The 16907-nt window shown below is 57.3% G+C and carries 23 protein-coding genes; 8 read left to right on the top strand and 15 right to left on the bottom strand.

Annotated features, from left to right (window positions below; genetic code table 11):
• Nucleotides 1-180: 180 nt before the first annotated feature.
• The 3 genes from AD663_RS17625 to rssC all read left to right on the top strand — a co-directional run bounded on the left by AD663_RS17625 (nucleotide 181) and on the right by rssC (nucleotide 2885).
• On the top strand, nucleotides 181-870 hold the full coding sequence (locus tag AD663_RS17625) for a VacJ family lipoprotein (protein ID WP_003183370.1): 690 nt from the start codon (nucleotides 181-183) through the stop codon (nucleotides 868-870).
• 345 nt (nucleotides 871-1215) lie between these two features.
• A complete protein-coding gene (gene rssB / locus AD663_RS17620) occupies nucleotides 1216-2397 on the top strand; it encodes a two-component system response regulator RssB (protein WP_003183368.1) in 1182 nt (393 codons plus the stop codon).
• Nucleotides 2397-2885, top strand: a complete 489-nt coding sequence (gene rssC, locus AD663_RS17615; protein ID WP_003183367.1) for an anti-sigma factor antagonist RssC — start codon at nucleotides 2397-2399, stop codon at nucleotides 2883-2885. The genes rssB and rssC overlap by 1 nt, the downstream gene beginning before the upstream one ends.
• Nucleotides 2886-2986: 101 nt before the next feature.
• Here the strand turns inward: rssC and tal are convergent, their stop codons facing one another.
• Together tal and dusA are read right to left on the bottom strand one after the other, a co-directional pair.
• Nucleotides 2987-3913 (bottom strand): transaldolase, encoded by a 927-nt coding sequence (gene tal / locus AD663_RS17610; RefSeq protein ID WP_003183365.1) that lies wholly within the window; start codon nucleotides 3911-3913, stop codon nucleotides 2987-2989.
• 177 nt (nucleotides 3914-4090) lie between these two features.
• Entirely contained in the window at nucleotides 4091-5101 is a 1011-nt protein-coding gene (dusA, locus tag AD663_RS17605) for a tRNA dihydrouridine(20/20a) synthase DusA (protein WP_083455172.1), read from the bottom strand.
• Between the two features lie 103 nt (nucleotides 5102-5204).
• On the opposite strand from dusA, the gene AD663_RS17600 reads away from it, so the two are divergent.
• Nucleotides 5205-6356, top strand: coding sequence for a site-specific integrase (locus AD663_RS17600; protein ID WP_053214260.1), 1152 nt, complete (start codon nucleotides 5205-5207; stop codon nucleotides 6354-6356).
• On the opposite strand, the gene AD663_RS17595 is transcribed toward AD663_RS17600, so the two are convergent.
• The 11 genes from AD663_RS17595 to AD663_RS17545 all read right to left on the bottom strand — a co-directional run bounded on the left by AD663_RS17595 (nucleotide 6331) and on the right by AD663_RS17545 (nucleotide 13145).
• Entirely contained in the window at nucleotides 6331-6606 is a 276-nt protein-coding gene (locus AD663_RS17595; RefSeq protein WP_053214259.1) for a pyocin activator PrtN family protein, read from the bottom strand. The two genes, AD663_RS17600 and AD663_RS17595, sit on opposite strands and share 26 nt — an antisense overlap.
• Nucleotides 6607-6862: 256 nt before the next feature.
• The gene (locus AD663_RS17590; protein WP_053214258.1) at nucleotides 6863-7408 is read right to left on the bottom strand and encodes a DUF2786 domain-containing protein; all 546 of its coding nucleotides are present in this window, start codon (nucleotides 7406-7408) and stop codon (nucleotides 6863-6865) included.
• 277 nt (nucleotides 7409-7685) lie between these two features.
• Nucleotides 7686-7949: a hypothetical protein gene (locus tag AD663_RS17585; protein WP_053214257.1), complete on the bottom strand. Its 264-nt coding sequence runs from the start codon at nucleotides 7947-7949 to the stop codon at nucleotides 7686-7688.
• Nucleotides 7950-8015: 66 nt separating this feature from the next.
• Nucleotides 8016-8213 (bottom strand): hypothetical protein, encoded by a 198-nt coding sequence (locus AD663_RS17580; RefSeq protein WP_053214256.1) that lies wholly within the window; start codon nucleotides 8211-8213, stop codon nucleotides 8016-8018.
• A complete protein-coding gene (locus AD663_RS17575) occupies nucleotides 8210-8548 on the bottom strand; it encodes a hypothetical protein (RefSeq protein WP_053214255.1) in 339 nt (112 codons plus the stop codon). Before AD663_RS17575 ends, AD663_RS17580 begins: the two co-directional genes overlap by 4 nt.
• A 58-nt stretch (nucleotides 8549-8606) precedes the next feature.
• Nucleotides 8607-11405 (bottom strand): toprim domain-containing protein, encoded by a 2799-nt coding sequence (locus tag AD663_RS17570; RefSeq protein WP_053214254.1) that lies wholly within the window; start codon nucleotides 11403-11405, stop codon nucleotides 8607-8609.
• Between the two features lie 60 nt (nucleotides 11406-11465).
• On the bottom strand, nucleotides 11466-11699 hold the full coding sequence (locus AD663_RS17565; RefSeq protein ID WP_053214253.1) for a hypothetical protein: 234 nt from the start codon (nucleotides 11697-11699) through the stop codon (nucleotides 11466-11468).
• 75 nt (nucleotides 11700-11774) lie between these two features.
• Complete coding sequence (locus AD663_RS17560) at nucleotides 11775-12146, bottom strand: hypothetical protein (protein ID WP_053214252.1); 372 nt, start codon at nucleotides 12144-12146, stop codon at nucleotides 11775-11777.
• A complete protein-coding gene (locus AD663_RS17555) occupies nucleotides 12143-12433 on the bottom strand; it encodes an ogr/Delta-like zinc finger family protein (protein WP_003183346.1) in 291 nt (96 codons plus the stop codon). The genes AD663_RS17560 and AD663_RS17555 overlap by 4 nt, the downstream gene beginning before the upstream one ends.
• On the bottom strand, nucleotides 12430-12903 hold the full coding sequence (locus AD663_RS17550) for a YmfL family putative regulatory protein (RefSeq protein ID WP_053214251.1): 474 nt from the start codon (nucleotides 12901-12903) through the stop codon (nucleotides 12430-12432). The genes AD663_RS17555 and AD663_RS17550 overlap by 4 nt, the downstream gene beginning before the upstream one ends.
• Nucleotides 12904-12932: 29 nt before the next feature.
• A complete protein-coding gene (locus AD663_RS17545; protein WP_027912655.1) occupies nucleotides 12933-13145 on the bottom strand; it encodes a DNA-binding protein in 213 nt (70 codons plus the stop codon).
• 84 nt (nucleotides 13146-13229) lie between these two features.
• On the opposite strand from AD663_RS17545, the gene AD663_RS17540 reads away from it, so the two are divergent.
• The 4 genes from AD663_RS17540 (at nucleotide 13230) to AD663_RS17530 (ending at nucleotide 15131) form a co-directional block, all read left to right on the top strand.
• A complete protein-coding gene (locus AD663_RS17540) occupies nucleotides 13230-13550 on the top strand; it encodes a helix-turn-helix domain-containing protein (RefSeq protein WP_053214302.1) in 321 nt (106 codons plus the stop codon).
• 11 nt (nucleotides 13551-13561) lie between these two features.
• The gene (locus AD663_RS17535; protein ID WP_039011012.1) at nucleotides 13562-13906 is read left to right on the top strand and encodes a DUF2511 domain-containing protein; all 345 of its coding nucleotides are present in this window, start codon (nucleotides 13562-13564) and stop codon (nucleotides 13904-13906) included.
• Between the two features lie 128 nt (nucleotides 13907-14034).
• The gene (locus tag AD663_RS28940; RefSeq protein WP_157062725.1) at nucleotides 14035-14196 is read left to right on the top strand and encodes a hypothetical protein; all 162 of its coding nucleotides are present in this window, start codon (nucleotides 14035-14037) and stop codon (nucleotides 14194-14196) included.
• Between the two features lie 71 nt (nucleotides 14197-14267).
• Nucleotides 14268-15131, top strand: coding sequence for a DUF6236 family protein (locus tag AD663_RS17530; protein ID WP_157062724.1), 864 nt, complete (start codon nucleotides 14268-14270; stop codon nucleotides 15129-15131).
• Between the two features lie 68 nt (nucleotides 15132-15199).
• Here the strand turns inward: AD663_RS17530 and AD663_RS17525 are convergent, their stop codons facing one another.
• The gene (locus AD663_RS17525; protein ID WP_053214249.1) at nucleotides 15200-16465 is read right to left on the bottom strand and encodes a phage late control D family protein; all 1266 of its coding nucleotides are present in this window, start codon (nucleotides 16463-16465) and stop codon (nucleotides 15200-15202) included.
• On the bottom strand, nucleotides 16462-16902 hold the full coding sequence (locus AD663_RS17520; RefSeq protein WP_027912651.1) for a phage tail protein: 441 nt from the start codon (nucleotides 16900-16902) through the stop codon (nucleotides 16462-16464). Before AD663_RS17520 ends, AD663_RS17525 begins: the two co-directional genes overlap by 4 nt.
• Nucleotides 16903-16907: the final 5 nt, after the last annotated feature.

Below are 16907 nucleotides of genomic sequence, written 5' to 3'. Positions count from 1 at the left end.
CGTAGCCTAGCGAGCCTCGATGACAGTCCGGTGACAGTGAAGTGAAGCGCCGGGTGGCGGAAACGTCCTACAGCCCGCTTCTTTTTTCGGTGCTGTGTATCCACGCGTTCCGTCTTATACTAGCCACCTTACCGTCTGGGCCCGGCGCCCTTGCCTGAACAATCCAAGGAGTTCTACCTTATGCGCTGGAGCCATCGTCTAGCTCAGCTGTGTTTGTCTGCCAGCGTCCTGCTGGTCCCGTTCGCTGCCCAGGCCGCCACGGAAGAAGACCCTTGGGAAAGCATCAACCGTCCGATCTTCACCTTCAACGACACCGTCGATACCTATGCGCTCAAACCATTGGCCCAGGGTTATCAGTACGTGACGCCGCAATTTCTCGAAGACGGCATCCACAACATGTTTCGCAACATCGGCGACGTGGGCAACCTGGCCAACAATGTGCTGCAGGCCAAGCCGGCCGCTGCCGGGGTCGACACGGCTCGGTTGATCTTCAACACCACCTTCGGCCTGCTGGGCTTCTTCGACGTGGGCACCCAGATGGGCCTGCAACGCAGCGACGAAGATTTCGGCCAGACCCTGGGCTACTGGGGCGTGGGCAGTGGCCCATACGTGATGCTGCCCTTGTTGGGGCCAAGCACCGTGCGTGACGCGCCTGCCAAACTGGTCGATAACTACACCCTGCCTTATCGTTACATCGACAATGTCTCGGTGCGTAACTCGATCTGGGGCCTGAACATCGTCGACACCCGTGCCAGCCTGCTGTCGGCGGAAAAAATGGTGAGCGGCGACAAATACGTCTTCATTCGTAACGCCTACCTGCAAAACCGTGAGTTCAAAGTCAAGGATGGCCAGGTCGAAGACGACTTTTAATTCGGCCTGCAAGCCCGGGAAGGCGGTCCTGAATGCCGCCTTCTTTAGCTTTTATGCTTTGTTTGTTCGGGACTGATCCTTTCATTGAGTTACGCTTCGCTCGGTTCTTATAACTCTCTGTGCGTTGACAAACAAAGACGGCGAGCGGCTATTTGCATGCGCTTGAAACGCCCCGCGGATGGGAGTACCGTCTGCGCCTTAGAAGGGCACCTCTGATGTAATGGCGTGTCGGGCGAAAGCTCGAAACCGTTACGACAGAGAGGCTAGAAAGCGAATCCAGTAGTGCGTGCCAGGCCAGACAGCCCAGCCCGCTACGCCAACCTAATTCTGGCGCCGTTTGCCCACATGCCAAAAACCAGTGCCACGCTGCTGATAATCGATGATGACGAAGTGGTGCGAGCCAGCCTCGCGGCCTACTTGGAAGACAGTGGTTTCAGCGTCCTGCAGGCCAGCAATGGCCAACAGGGTCTTCAGGTATTCGAGCAAGACAAGCCCGACCTGGTCATCTGCGACCTGCGCATGCCGCAGATGGGCGGACTCGAACTCATTCGCCAGGTTACCGAGATTTCCTCGCAAACCCCGGTGATCGTGGTTTCGGGCGCGGGCGTGATGAACGATGCGGTCGAGGCGTTGCGCCTGGGCGCGGCGGATTACCTGATCAAGCCCCTCGAAGACCTTGCAGTGCTCGAGCACTCGGTACGCCGTGCGCTGGACCGTTCACGCCTGTTGGTGGAAAACCAGCGCTATCGCGAAAAACTCGAGACCGCCAACCGCGAGCTGGAAGCTAGCCTGAACCTGCTGCAGGAAGACCAGAACGCCGGGCGCCAGGTGCAGATGAACATGCTGCCGGTGAGCCCCTGGACCGTCGACGATTTCCGCTTTGCCCACCAGATCATCCCGTCGTTGTATCTGTCGGGGGATTTCGTTGACTATTTTCGGGTCGACGAACGGCGAGTGGCATTCTACCTGGCTGACGTTTCAGGCCATGGTGCTTCCTCGGCATTCGTCACGGTGCTGCTGAAGTTCATGACCACGCGGTTGCTATTCGAGTCCAAGCGCAACGGCACATTGCCAGAGTTCAAGCCATCAGAAGTCCTTGGGCATATCAACCGAGGCCTGATCAGTTGTAAGCTGGGCAAACACGTCACAATGGTCGGTGGAGTCATCGACGAGGAGACGGGCTTGTTGACCTATAGCATCGGCGGTCATTTGCCGTTGCCTGTGTTGTACACGCCAGACAGTGTGCGTTACCTCGAAGGACGCGGTCTGCCGGTGGGGCTGTTCAACGAAGCCACCTACCAAGACCACGTGCTGGAATTGCCGCCGACCTTCAGCCTGACGCTGATGTCTGATGGCATTTTGGACCTTTTGACGGAACCTACACTCAAAGAGAAGGAAGCGGCCTTGCCTCAGCGGGTGAGTGCAGCGGGTGGCAGCCTGGAAGGCTTGCGCCAAGTGTTTGGATTAGCCACGCTAGGGGAGATGCCGGATGATATCGCCCTGTTAGTGTTGAGCAGGAATCTTTGATGAGTACCGGTAGAATCCAGTTCGCCGAGCAGGACGGCACCTTCGTCCTGAAGTTTGTCGGTGAAGTGCGCCTGACCCTGTGTTCGGCGCTGGATGCGACTATTGAGCGGATCTTCACCGCGCTGAACTTCAGCGCTATCGTGATCGACCTGACCGAAACCCGCAGCATCGATAGCACCACCCTGGGCCTGCTGGCCAAGCTGTCGATTCTCTCGCGGCAAAAGGTTGGCCTGCTGCCCACCGTCGTCACCACCCACAACGACATCACCCGTCTTCTGCAATCGATGGGCTTCGACCAGGTGTTCAACATCGTTGGCGATCCTGTGCCGTGCCCCGAATGTCTGGACGACTTGCCAGACCAGGATCAGTCCGAAGAGGAAGTGCGGATCAAGGTGCTCGAAGCCCACAAGATCCTCATGGGGCTGAACGACTCCAATCGTGAGGCATTTCATGATCTGGTGAATGCCTTGGAGCGTCCCGGCGGCTGAGCCAGGAGCGAGCCTTTCAGTCGCTGCGTTCTATTATCAACCCCCCATGAAAAAGGGCGAACCTACCAAGGTTCGCCCTTTTTCATGCTGCTTGTATCGCCTTACAGCTTGGCTTGCAGCAACGCTTCCAGCTTTTCCTGGTCCCGGGCAAACTGACGAATACCTTCAGCCAGTTTCTCAGTCGCCATGGCATCCTCGTTGGACAACCAGCGGAACTGGGATTCGTTGAGGTTCAGGCGTGTTTCCCCGGCTTGCCCCGGCGCCAGCTTGCGCTCCAGCTTGCCTTCGTCTGTCGCCAGTTTCTCCAGCAGCTCCGGGCTGACGGTCAGGCGGTCGCAACCGGCCAATTGCTCGATCTGGTTGAGGTTACGGAAGCTCGCGCCCATGACTACGGTCTTGTAGTCATTGGCCTTGTAATAATTGTAGATGCGCGTCACCGACTGTACGCCCGGATCATCGGCGCCGGTGTAATCGTTGCCATTGGCTTTCTTGTACCAGTCGTAGATACGGCCCACGAACGGCGAAATCAGGAACACCCCAGCATCGGCACAGGCCGCAGCCTGGGCGAAGGAGAACAACAGGGTCAGGTTGCACTGGATGCCTTCGCGCTCCAGTTGCTCAGCGGCGCGAATGCCTTCCCAGGTGGAGGCGATCTTGATCAGCACGCGCTCACGGCCAATGCCTGCCTTTTCATAGAGGTCGATCAGGCGATGGGCACGCTTGAGCATGGCATCGGTGTCGAACGACAGGCGCGCATCCACCTCAGTGGAAATACGGCCTGGAATCACCTTCAGGATCTCTTGCCCAACCGCCACGGCGAAACGGTCGCTGGCCAGGCCCACATCACCTTTGCAATCCGCCACGCAGGCATTCAGCTGCTCGGCATAGCCGTGGATGGCCGAAGCCTTGAGCAGCAGGGAAGGGTTGGTGGTAGCGTCGACGGGCTTGATGCGGGCGATGGCCTCGAAGTCGCCGGTATCGGCCACGACGGTCGTGAATTGCTTGAGTTGTTCCAGCTTGGAAGTCATGAGTATGCTCTGTCCTATGGGTCTGTTGACATTACCCGAGGGCCGGCAGCCACTCAAGGGCGTGTAGAGGTATCGAAGGCCCCGGCGGCAACAACCTGAAAACGGCTGTTTGAAAGGCCAGGGCGGTATCGGTAGATACGATGCCAAAACAGGCCGCAGGTTCAAAGCAAGTGACGGTTAACGCCCTTCCAGCAACTGCCCTGCCTGATCCAGCAACGCCAACGGATCCTGGGTCTTGTGAATATCCACCGACAACAACTGCCGAAACCGTCGCGCTCCCGGGAAACCGGTACCGAGCCCGAGCACATGGCGGGTAATGTGATGCATTGCGCCACCCGCGGCCAGATGATTGGCGATATAAGGCCGCAATTGCGCCAGCGCCTCGGCCCGACTGATCACCGGTGCGGTGCTGCCAAACAATTGCTGGTCCACCTCGGCCAGCAGATACGGATTGTGATACGCCTCGCGCCCCAACATCACGCCGTCGAACGTCTGCAGATGCTCATGGCACGCTTCGAGCGTCTTGATCCCGCCATTGAGTACGATCTCCAGCTCTGGAAAATCCGCCTTCAACCGCGCCACCACGTCATAACGCAGCGGCGGAATGTCACGATTCTCCTTCGGCGACAACCCCTCCAGAATCGCAATCCGAGCGTGCACGGTGAAACTGGTGCAACCCGCTTCACGCACCGTTCCGACAAACTCACACAACTGCTCGTAACTGTCTCGCCCATTAATCCCGATGCGGTGCTTGACCGTCACCGGAATCGACACCGCATCGCGCATCGCCTTCACACAATCGGCCACCAGATCCGGATGCCCCATCAGGCAAGCGCCGATCATATTGTTCTGCACCCGGTCGCTGGGGCAGCCGACGTTGAGGTTCACCTCGTCGTAGCCGTGCTCCTGGGCCATCCGCGAACAGGCGGCCAGGTCTGCCGGGACGCTGCCGCCGAGTTGGAGGGCCAGCGGGTGTTCGGCCTCGTGGTGACGCAGGAAACGCTCATGGTCGCCGTTGAGTAGCGCGCCGGTGGTGACCATTTCGGTGTAGAGCAGGGCATGTTTGGAGAGGATGCGTAGGAAGTAGCGGCAATGGGGGTCAGTCCAATCCATCATGGGTGCAACACTAAAGCGCCGAGACAGCGTAGGCCTTGTATTTACTGGGCTAAAGCTCTGTTTATCTAGCATTTTCTTCAACGTGTTCTGGGCGTGATTTCGGGTGTTTTCAGGCGTTTTTGAGGGCTCGGTGGTACGATGTACCACTTCAAAACTGACGCGTACCACTTTTGACATGGCGACTATCAGGGCAAGAAAACTGGCGGATGGGTCTGTTAGCTACACGGCTCAGATCCGCATCAAGCGCGACGGAGTGCAAGTCTATCAAGAGAGCCAGACCTTCGCCCGAAAACAGGCGGCTCAGGCCTGGGCGCGCAAGCGTGAATCCGAACTGGATGAACCAGGTGCGATTGAGCGGGCGAGCCGAAAAGGCGTCACGCTCAAAGACATGATCAATCAGTACCTGGTCGAGGTCGAGAAAGCCCGGCCGCTGGGAAAGACCAAACGTGCAACCCTTACGGCCATCGGCGAAACGTACATGGGCAAGTTGGCTGATACCGATATCAACACCCAGTGCCTGGTCGATTATGCGCTGTGGCGAATGAGCCCCGAGGGGGGAGGCGTCCAGGCGCAGACCGCTGGCAACGACCTGGCGCACCTCGGTGCGGTGCTGTCCATTGGCAAAGACGCGTGGGGTTATCAGCTCGATCCTATGGCGATGGGTGGCGCACGGCGCGTACTACGCAAGCTCGGCTACAACTTGAAAAGCCGCGAGCGTGACCGGCGCCCTACGCTGGACGAGCTGGGCAAGCTCATGAAGCATTACCAGGACATGCAGGCCCGCCGTCGAAGCATCATCAACATGATGAAAGTGGTCGGCTTCGCCCTGTTCTCGACTCGCCGTCTCGACGAAATAACCCGGATTCGCTGGGATGACCTCGACGAGCCCGGCCAGCGGGTGTTGGTACGCGACATGAAGAACCCAGGCCAGAAGATTGGCAACGACGTTTGGTGCTACATCCCAGATGAGGCCTGGAAGATCCTCCAGACCATGCCCCGTGCCGGCGAGGATATTTTCCCGTACAGCCCTGAATCAATCTCCACGTCATGGGCTAAGGCTTGCAAATTCCTGGAAATCAAGGATCTGCACTTCCATGATCTTCGGCACGAAGGTGTAAGCCGGCTGTTCGAGATGGACTGGGATATCCCCCGAGTGGCGAGTATTTCGGGGCACCGTGATTGGAATTCGCTGAGGCGCTACACCCACCTACGTGGCAAGGGTGACCGCTATGTGAAGTGGAAATGGTACGAGGAGATATTGAGGGCGCCCGTCCAACTGGGCGCCGCATCAATGAAGTGGCTCAAACGGCGTGTTTTAACCCGTTGAGCTGGTTGTTCTCCTTAACCGCGGCTGCGCGCTGTAGATCGAGATACGCGGCCAGGTCGGTGATATGGATCCCCTTAGCCGACTTCTGGCTACGTTCCAGGCGAGTGATCGGGATCTTGATCAGCCCGCTCATCACCTTGCGTTGAAACATGTCAGGCGTCAGGTGCGTGAAGTAGTCCCGGCAAACCTGCTCCAGCGAGATAATCGCCTGGCCGTCGTATTGGGCCATCAGGATAAAGGCTGTGTTCATGATGTCCCTCACATCCGAAATGAATGATGAATGAGCGCCGGCCGAGCGGCACGTCCTGCAGGTTGCGTATCGTCCGCCTGAATCTCGCAAATGAATCTGTGCTTGTTCCGATTCGTTGCGCTCAGTGCCTGGGTGAGCCCTGGCAACGCGCCAATGCATTGCTCATAGGCATCCGGCCCATGCCAGCTTTGCGCAGGCAGAACCTGGCAGTCAGTACGAGTTGCGTCGCTGCATAAGTACAAAAGCAGGAGGACCGTCATACCTTCCCCTTCCGTTCCAGGCGGGGGCGGACAGATGTTGGTTTTATCGCTGAAGCCATGGCGACAACCCGCATATCGCTTTCGCTCAGCGCCATGTCCCTACTGCCTGATGGGGTCGCGGGAAATAATCGATTGGCCTGTACGAATGCGGAGAAGGCCTCGTCGAAGTGCGCAGCTAGAGCATTCCTCAACGTGTCGAAGTGAAGCTCGAACTCAATTGCCTCAGCCGGTGTAACTTCCACACCGACCTTCTTTGGTCGGTTCTTGCTGGTATACAGGCTGGGGGTGCATGTGTCGCAGACCTTGGACATGATCTGCGCCGCGAGCTTTCGGTCGTACACAGTCACAATCGGAAACCAGCGGATTTCGCGGCACTCCTCGTTTAAGTCGTCGAGGGTTAAGCCGTGACGCGCTAACAAATTATCCAGCATGCGGTGCGCATTAACCTTCTCGCCGCCTTCGCCACGCTCTGCGAGGGCCATCAGCTTGCGTAGCTTGGCCTGGACCTTCGCATCGCCTCCACGGGGCATTTGTGCTTGCATGGTGCTTCTCCTGGTAAGCGGTGGGGGAGTTGCCGCTCCCCGCGTTCCGCTTTTTTTGATTGTCAGCGTGCGTAGCGACGCGTTTGGTTTTGTCTTATTGCTTCCCGCTCTGCCATGAAAACGGCCCACTCCAGCGTTTTGCGCTTCTGGCGAACCTGACTACAGGTCTGGTGCTTGCGGGTGGAGCGCGCTTTGCCACAGATATCGCAGCGGCTGGGCAGGTCGAGGCGTTGACTTGCCATGGCTGGCCGAGTCCTCGCTGGGCTGACAGACATAATTACTGCCCTCCCATGAGCATGCGCGTCAGGGCGTTGGGCTGGCCGTCCGGTGTCAACTTGCTCAGCGGCTGGGTGGTGGTGCGTCCATTGGCGCTACGCAATGTGGCTACGTCGCCGTTGATCTCTTCAATCACAGCTTTGCGAGCACTGAAGCGATAGCTACGACCGCCGCCACTGATTGCCACGTAGCTGACCGTGTCTCCGATAGCCAACGGGGTTGTGGTAGCCTCTGCGGCGCTACCTTGGGTTTGATTCACTTGCATGGTGCTTCTCCTTTGGTGGTAGGTGTCGGGGGGTTGCCGCTCCTCGGCACCGTCTTTTCAGGCCATTCAGGCCTGGTCTTGCTTGATGATCGCTATGACTTCGTCCCGGTCCTTCGCATACGCGAAAGGCAGTTCGCCGCCTGGGCGAGTGATCGGGTACCGCGCTTCAGGCAATCGGCACTCGGCCACGGTGTAGCCGCTATCGGTAATCCAACAGTTCTGTTGCACTTGCCCGTCTCGGTTGCGTTTCGGTGCCCACTTCATGCCCAGACCCTACGCAGGTCCTGCCAGATCTCATCGCCGTCTGGGAAAAAGGTGTGAACCTCTTGCTCGGGGCTGTTATCCAGCCGCAGGACTGCAATGCAGTCGTCGAACAGGCCTGCGTCGAGACGGCGCAGCTCGGTCAGGTCAAACGGATGTGCCGGGCCGTTGTACAACCCGAGCAGAAAACGCCCGATTACCCCGCTTTGACCTGTGTCGCGCTGCGCGACCGGCAGCAAGCGAACCAGCGCCTCGAAGCCGGCTTTGCGGATGGCCGGACGTTCGGCCTGGTACTGGAACAACTCGTCAAAGGAATCTTTGAGCGTTTTGTTGTGCATGGTGCTTTTCCTTGAGTGGCAGGCGTTGCCGCGCCTGGTGTGTGTTGCTGTCGATTGGTCAGGCCTGGAAGTGCCAGCACTTCACGATTGGCTGCTTGGTGATGACCGCGTTGCTGTGCTTGGCCTGGTGAGCCCGCACCGCGCTATCCGTCGCTTTGTTGATGTCGATCAGCTTTCGAGAGCGGGAGTCCTTCAGCCGCTCGCGCAGCTCGCTGACATCGGCAATTTTCTGGCGATGCTCTGCGGCGCACTTCACGAAGTCGTTGAGGTTGATGGCGATGATGTTGTCTTTCTTGCTGTGGTTGACCACGGGCCCATCGGCGTCGAGGCCTTCCAGGTACTCGTACACCTCCCAAAATTCGGCCACGACCGGATGATCGGAACTGATGGAGGCCTGGCGCTCTATCGCCATGCGAATAATCTGGGTGCGGGTGTTGCTGATCTGCGCATCGGTGAGCGAAACCATCATCCGCAGGCAGTCGAGCAATGCGAGCAGTTGGGCGTGGTTCTTGTTGATCCGCTCGACACGGATGTAGCCGCGCAGCTTGTTGCCGCAATGTACGCAGTCGCTTTGCTCGTCTTTGAAAGGAGTGTCGCAAGCGAAGCAGTGCGAGTGCAGGCAGCGCAGTTTCGCTTCGTAGCCGGGCAGGCGCTGTGCAAACAGATCCATGACCTCGGCTTCTTTGCGCACGGCCTGCAACACGAAGTTGCTCAGCGTCGCGCCTTCCAAGGCGTTGAGTAAGTCCGCAGCTGCGCGGCTCTCTGGGGTCACGTTCGGCCGCACGAAGTGCAGTTTGACGATCCGGGTCATGATCGCTTCGGAGGCCACCACCGGCGCGTTCTGGCTGATGGCGATCGTTCCCCGAAAGGGGGGCTCATACGTCTCGTTGCCGGCGGTTTTAACCCCTTTGGTCGCTAGGGTGCCGCCGCCGTAATAATCCTTCAGCTCATCCCATTCGAAAGTTTTGGTGTGTGCCTTGTCTTCGCCGCTTCGGTCGGATTCCAGCAACACAATAGGCATGCCAGACACCTGACCCATCAAGCGGCTGCGGCCGGCCTTGGTGGATTTTGACGGGTCGAAGCCCTCATACCCATCACGGCCGAGTAGTTTCCATAACAATGTCAGCAAGGTCGTCTTGCCGGCACCGGCTTCACCGGTGGCCTCAAGGAAGGGGAACGACTGGTAACGATGACGGATTTGCTCAGCAAACAGTGAGCCGAACCAGAACGTCAGGGCGACGATGCCCTGGGTACCGAAGCATTGCCACAGTAGATCTAGCCAGCGCGGGTCGTAGTTTTTCGCATCCTTGGTAAGTTGAATCTTCACTCCCTTCTGCAAACTCTTGAGTTTCAGCTTGCCCATCTCGAAAAACTCTTCTTCGTTGATTGTGATCAGTTGCCCTTCGCGAACGGCCACATCGTTGAACACGTAGCAGCCGTATTCCCGGCTGTAGCCGACGTAGTCGATGGTCTGGACGGTTTTAATGCCAAACAGTTGGTCTTTCATGATCTTGTCCAGCTGCTGTCCACTGCCGGTGAATACCGCCCCGGCGCCCATGCCAAGAAGCCTTTTCTTGAACTCACTGGCAGCAGCGACCTGGCCGCCGGTGAAGGTGTTTTTCACGGAGCCGCCGTCGTGTGGGAAATCGACGCGGAAGAAATACCAGGACTCGTCGGTTATCTCGTTGCGCTGGAAATACAGTGCCTTGGGGTAGCAATTCGCGATCTCGACCACGCAGCCAGACATGCGCAGTGCCTTTTCGCGAATGGCCTTTTCGTTGAGTAGTTGGTCTTCTTTTTTGTCGCTGTCATCGAGCGCCTGTTTGGCGCTGTTGAACTTGGAAATATCCAACTTCCACCAGTACAAGCGGGAGTCGAAACAGAAGTGAAACTCCTCCCGTTCCCGCCACTGGTACATGAGCAATGCTTTATCGGTGGCGCTCTCGGCGATCAGCAGAGCGCCCTGGTGCTTGGCTTCTTTGAGGTCTTTGTCGATCCGCTGGGCACGTGCCTCGTCACCGTCCAGAAACGCCCAGCGCTGATGCAGATCGTTCCAATCGACCTTGCGAGCATCTGGTTGCGGGATCTGCGCGGCCTCGCAGACGAAGCCCAGCTCGCGAGCCTGCCTGACCCACGATTTAGTGTACTTCTGCGCGCCAGGCTCGTTATCCAGGGCCCAGACCAACTTCGGCGGCTTCCCCTCACAGTCCGCTATCAAGGCCTTCAACGATTCCTCAGGAAAAGCGTTGGAGGACAACGCTGCAACAGCGGAAATGCCGTTATGAATGAGCGCGATGGCATCGAAAATGCCCTCGACAATCCACAGTTCATCAACCTGGAGTACATCGATACAAGGTGGACACCACCAGTAGCCCTTGTAGCTTTGCTTGGGTTGGAAGCGAGCCTTCTTTTTGCCGAAGCGTGAGGGCTGGTCGATCAAGCGCTCCCAGTACCCGCCATGCTCCAGGGGGAATCTCACCGTGGCCGAGCCAATATTCAGGTCGCGGTCAAAGTAACTTTCCTGGGTGTACCAGCCCTCAATCAGCTCCAGCCGAAAGCCGCGAGCAAAGGTGAGATATGCCTTTGCGGTTGCTGTCGGCTCATCGTTGGTGGCTGGCGCTCGCTTGCTCCAGTCGTCAAAAAGGTCGGGGTAAAGCTCCTTGACTGGAGCCTGGTATCGGCACTTGTCCTCACGGCCGCAGCGAATAAACCAGGGTTCATCATGGCGAGAAAACAAGCGCTTCTGGTTGCACTGAGGGCAAGTGCCCTTGCGCATGTAATTCGTGCCAACCATGTGTTGCAGGCCGTAATCGGACTCAAGGCGCTGAAGCACATCAGCGCGCAGCTTGTGTTCCATGGGCTTACGTACATAAGTTTTTGAGCCATGGGAAATGTCGAGACGCTTATTCATCGGGTCTTACTTCACTTCGCCGAGACTGTATTTAAGGGCGCCAATCAGGCGTTTTTGCGCGGACATCACCGGGAAGGCCGCGAGCAACGAGCCATGCCGCAAACCCTCGGGGATCCTGCGAAAGCGGTCGTCGTACCAATGCTCGTTGAACTGCTGGGCGTACTGGCTTCGTAGCGCTTGGAGCAGCGCTTCGGCCTCTTCGCGGGGCAGTTTTGCGGTGATGGCGACGTCGATTTGCATGGTCCACCTCGGATTTCGGGCAAAGCTCACCCAAACCCACGGGAGGCGGGGCAGGGCGGGTTGTTTAAACGGGGTTTACTGAGGGTGTTGCTTCAGCGCTTCATCGCGCTGGGCGAGCAGGGTCTGCGGCAGCAGCCTTGCCGGAACCGGGTACCGAAGGTCGGCCCGGGTATCGATCAGGTGGACGACAGTGCTGCCTGGGCTGTTGCCCCAATCCACGCCGATCCACTTGCGCTGGTTGATGACCTGTAATTCGGTCCAGGCGTTGTGCACCAGCTTCTGCGCCATGAACACCGGGACTTCCAATGCGGTGGTCATGTGCCGAACGCAGTTTTCGTACAGCAGGTCAGAGTCCACCAGATGCTGCGCTTCGTGCCGTTGCAGGTAAGCGAACGCCACCCGTTGCATGCTGCTGCGGTAGTCGTGGTCAAGCTCTTCATGGTTCATTGCGCACACTCCATTTCCATTTGGTCGAGCAGGTCGGGTTGATCGTTGGCGGACTTCATCGCGGCACGGCGCAGGGCAATGTCGGCGATGGGCAACTTGACGGAGGGGTTAGCCATACCGCTGGGGCTCATTTCATGAGTCATTTCGAACTCAGCCCGCACCGACCAGCCGCAGGCCTCGTTGGTGCATTGCAGGTAGGCCACCCGCAGGAAAATGTGTGTGCCTTCGCTGGTGCGGATACGCATGCGGCCAAGGCAGTGAGGGCAGACAAGTTTGTAGGTGCTCACCCAGCGAACCCCCGGCCGTGCAGTTGAATGGTCGCTAGCACTTCGGCGTAGCGGGCTGACATGTACTTCATCAGGGCGGAAACGATGACTTCAGCCTCACCCTGCTCAATGACACCGTCGTCCAGGGCCCGGGCAATGATCTGGTCAACCAACCCACGCTTGGCGGCAGCTCTTACGGAACGGTTGTACAGCTCGACGTTATCCAGCGTTCCAGGCACCGCGACGGGCACAAACATGCCGCCATACATGCCGGTGATGTAATCCGCCAGATATGACGTACCCGTAACTTGCTCGAGGCGATAGATATGTTCGTCGCTCAGCGGCCGGCTGCCAGCGTTCTCATAGGCCTGGTTATCAAACTTCTTGATCGGCATCCCAAGGTCAGCCGCGGCGTAGTGCCGACCCCCGGGGTAAGCGGCAATGACGGCGCTGACTACGTCTTTGCGGTTGGCTAGAACTGAGCGTTTCATCTTCTGGTTTCCTACCTGAGCCAACGGGCCTAATTTGTGACGACGCCGTCTTTGATACCGAGCAACACCGCAGCGCGGTGGGACTCGCCCCGCAGACATTTCTTCTGTCCGTTCAACACGGCGTACACCGTGGACGGGGTCAAGTTGTGCTGATCGGCCCAGTCTTTTGCAGAGAGGCCTTGATGCGCGAGTCGCTCACGTGCCTTTCGGCAAGCTTGCTCCGTGGGGTATGCGTTCGGCATAGTCTCGTTTCGTGTGATTTCGTGTGATGACAGGCGAAGTATTTCCCATGAATGTGGGAATGTCAACTCGTCGTGGAGACGTTTGTGGGAATTGGTGATCGCCTAAAAGAAGAGCGCGAGCGCTTGGGCTTCAATCAGACCGAGTTCGCGGCGAAGGCTGGCGCCTCGAAAAACAGTCAGTACAACTATGAGAAGGGCGAGCGCAGCCCGGATGCCAGTTACCTGGCAGCAGTTGCTGAACAAGGGGTAGATGTCCTTTACGTGGTGACCGGCCAGCGCTCATCTGTGGGTGAAAATCAGCTGTCCGACGATGACTTAGAAATCGTGATGCACGTGCGTAGCCTGGACGATGAGGATAAGGGCGCGGTGATGCGCCTTCTCAGGGCTTTTACATTGAAAAAATAAGGAGTTGGGACATGAAAAGGATGACGTTATCGGTAGCAGTGCTGGCAATGCTCGCTTCGGGTGTGTGCGGTGCCAAGGAAAAGACCCAGAAGGTTTCGAGCAAAGACTATGGAGACGCTTGGCCGTTTACGGTCGATAGCGTTGACCTGTTGTGCTTTGGACCGTCGCCTAAGGCGTTGGCCCGGACGTCAGATGGGACCGTCTACGCATTGAGCGGGAGTGCACGGAGTCAGGCAAAAGATCGCGGTTGGTCGGACGGCCAGGACATCACCAAACCCAATCCTACGATGCCATCCATCAAGATGGACTACAGCGATATCGTGCAACGTGCTCAGGCGCTCTGCGGCGGGGCGTAATTTGCAATAAAATTTTTTCCGATGGGCTGGTGACACACCGAAACATGCTGAGAATGACGCACTCCCCGGGTGCTTTGGTTGGTGCCGATGTTGGTACCGGGTGCCCGACGTGTTGAATGGAGTGACACATGTCAGTGATGAAAGAGATAGAAACCAACCAATCGGAAGTAGTCGAATTGGGTGAACTGAATGAGCGGGAAAGGACAGTCGTGCAGCTTTTCAGATTACTTGATGAAGTGAGCCAGAAAGACATAATTCGATTTCTAAATGTACTGCTGTCAATGAAGTGAAGAATCCCGGCCTTGGGCCGGGATTTGCCAATCCATTAGCGCTCGGTTTTTCTTGTCGGCTAGGAGTTGTAATGAAAAGAGGTATCGTTGCTAGTCCAAACATAATAAGCCCGATTCCAGGCGGTTTCAAACTTCAGCGTTCTTTAAGTCAGGAGGAAATAAATTTCTATGCGTTATACTGGGATAGAGTTGTAATTCCTACAAATAGTTTTTTCCATTCCCGAATACATGATGAAGAAGCATTGATGGGCTGCGGTCTTGTTGAGCGTCCCCGCGCAATACTTTCCAATGGCTTTAACAATGCAGACATGCCAGAGCTTTTCGCAAAAATTCAAGTTGAAGTCACCAAAGAACTTATTGAGTCTGAGCGAGAAATGGATTGGGTGTTGCATCAGGTTGGTGATCAATTAATTCTCCCAGGCGTAGAAGTGGATAGTAAAAGATCTCTACGCTTTGAATTGATGAATGCGTTGCCAGTACCCGAGGGCAATGTGCTGGTTGCCGACTTGCTTGAATTCAAAGAGCGGCGTGCTGATGAGCTGAATGTTCTGCACGATACTCTCGATAACTTGTATCTAGATGTTCTGAAGTCGCCGGATCAAGATCTTTCGGCTAAAAAAGCTGTCGCAGATCTGAAAAAAGCTATTGAAAATTTAGAAGCTGTTTCGTCGGAAAAATGGAAGGCTACATCAAAGTTTGATTTTTCGGTTGATTTCAATTTGGATGGCGGTAAGATTGCAAATGCAATGGCTGCGGGTGCTGTGTTTGATTTCTATACAAATATGTTTGCAGCACCTATTGGCACGATAGCTGCTCCTTTTATAACTATGCTTAAAGTCAAGGCGGGGCGTGCAACCGCTATACAAGCGTCTGAAAAAGAAAATAAACTATCCTATCTTTCTAGTGCTCATTCGGAAAAAATTATTACCATTTAAATGATTCTGGATCGAGTTTAAAGGCGACTATCCAGGTTTGATAAGAACTTTGGTAGTCGCTGCAATTACTAAATACTGCTTTTCATTTTCAGCCATTCTCGATCAACTGCTCGTTTGGCGGTTCGCTCGCTAGCATACAACCACCGCAACCGCTTCGGCTTGCTCTGATCCCCCGCGGTTACCGTCTTTTCCTTCCCTGATTTCTTGTCGCGGTAGTACGCGATGATCCCTGTGTAATCCCCTTTGTTTTCCTCCGCCAATCCATCAACCGTATCCTCGGGCAGCTTGCTCTCCAGCTCCAGGCTGACGGTGTATCCATTGTCCGGGCTGAGGGTGTGCTGCACGTTTCCGCCATACCAGATGATCTCGTCAATTTCCGGCTTCACGCCCTGGAGCGTGTAGGTCAGTTCGGGAATGAGGTCAGGTCGACCCCGGGCAAGGGTGTAGCTGAGCGTCGCGCTGCCACGTTGCAGGCGATTGAATTCCGCCCGTGCTGCGCGCAGGGCGGACTGGCGGTCGCTGAACGTGTGGCGCAGGTCCTTGAGGTTTTCACCACCACCGGCGATGGCCTCCTGTTTCTTCGCGCTGTTCACGTCGTAGAAATAGGCGCGCACACCGTCGTAGCTGTCGCGGTCAGCTTGCAGGTAGCGGTGCTGGTCGCCATCGGCGCGGGTGAGGGTGATATGCGGCAGCTCGGTGCCGGTGGCCGTCTTGCCGCCGCCCGCCGGCAGGCATAGCAGGCAGCCGGCCTTGACGGTGACCACCGCGTCGAACTCCTCCCCGACGCGGCTAATCAGGTTGGCGTCGGATTCGTTGGCCTGGTCCAGTTGAAGGATGGGTAACCCGTCCAGAGCACCAGCAATGGTGGCGGTGAGGCCGTTACCCAGGGCGATATCGCCCAGAACATCGCCGAGGGTGGTGTTGCTCCAGCTGCGCTCGCGCTTGGTCTTCAGGCCTTTGCGAAGGTCCGCCGAGCGGGCGCGGATGCTCAATACATCCGGCGCGCCGCTGTGTTCGGTTTCATCGACCGTGTAGGTGCCTTTGTCCACTAGGCCTGTATCGTTCCAACCCAGCCACAGTCGGATGGTCGCGCCTTTGGGCGGGATCGCCAGCAGCCCGTCGTGGTCGCTGAGGGTAATGCTGAGCTGGTCGGCCTCGATCCCGCGATTGTCGGTCAGCTCCAAGCTCATCAGCCGTGGACTGATCAGCTGGGCGATGTCGTTGCCATCGACCGTAATACGAAACGCCGGCACCGGGTAGGCCGCATCGCGGCGGTAGCGTTTGACCAAGTCTTCTACGTAGCCGGTAACCTTGGACAGGGCTGCATCAATCACAGCAGTGCCCTCAAGATGTTGACGCCTGCGCTAGTACCGGCGCCGAGTAGATCGATCCGGTCGTCATCGATGCGCTTGAGGTTGACCGTGAACTCAATGCGCCGAGGCGTACCGTCACGGAAGAACAGCGTTTTGGTTTCGCTCAGACCATCGATAATCCACAGGCCGTAGATCCGGCCGCTGCCTTCGACCATCGGCCAGGCCTTGCCGGTGTTCGCCATCAGGCGCAGGGCGTCGAGGCTAAGGGCGCTGCCGGCCAGCTCCGGCAGGATGACGCCGGGCAGGGTGATGGTGTCGTCACCGCGCCCGACAAACTGCCGAGCCGGAGCGGCGCCGACGCGGCTGTTGCTCGCATGGCGCCATTCGGTTTGGCGTTGCAGCTCCTGGTAAGCGGCGGTGGACAGGCTGAACACGAACATGCCCAAGGCAAGCATCATGGGGA

This window comes from Pseudomonas sp. Q12-87, assembly GCF_001269755.1.
Taxonomy (GTDB): domain Bacteria; phylum Pseudomonadota; class Gammaproteobacteria; order Pseudomonadales; family Pseudomonadaceae; genus Aquipseudomonas; species Aquipseudomonas fluorescens_S.
Note: the sequence above shows the minus strand (reverse complement) of the source record. Positions and strands in the feature narration are given on the sequence as shown.